We start from the raw sequence: 452 nt of genomic DNA on the forward strand, positions 1-452 counted from the left end.
TTCTTAAATCTGTGTTCAAAAATAAATATTTATTTAAAATTTGGAATTTAAAAAAAATATGGATTTACAAGACCAACTAAAAAACCTATTCCCAGACCACATACCTTCTAACGAACCAGAAGCTGTTGAGGAAAAAGACCACGAATTATACGTTCAAAAAGAACCTATGATTTGTAAATTTGAAAAACGAAAAGGAAAGCCAACGACAATAATTTCAGGTTACGAAGGCGAAGACGAAGATTTCAAACTATTAGCCAAAGAACTAAAGAATAAGCTGGCCGTTGGTGGCACTTTCAAAGACGGTGAAATCATTATTCAAGGCGATTACCGCGATCGAATTATGAAGTTATTGCAGGAGAAAGGATTTAAGACTAAGCGTGTGGGTGGATGAGTGTTCAGTGATCAGTTAGCAGATTGCAGGTGGCAGATTGCAGTGGTCAGTGGTCAGTGTT

1 protein-coding gene is annotated in these 452 nt (G+C 36.5%); it reads left to right on the top strand.

Annotated elements, in window-relative coordinates:
* Nucleotides 1-58 precede the first annotated feature (58 nt).
* The gene (locus DIU01_RS00585; protein WP_290831325.1) at nt 59-391 is read left to right on the top strand and encodes a translation initiation factor; all 333 of its coding nucleotides are present in this window, start codon (nt 59-61) and stop codon (nt 389-391) included.
* Nucleotides 392-452: the final 61 nt, after the last annotated feature.

It is taken from the genome of Flavobacterium sp., assembly GCF_003525665.1.
In the GTDB taxonomy this organism is placed as follows: domain Bacteria; phylum Bacteroidota; class Bacteroidia; order Flavobacteriales; family Flavobacteriaceae; genus Flavobacterium.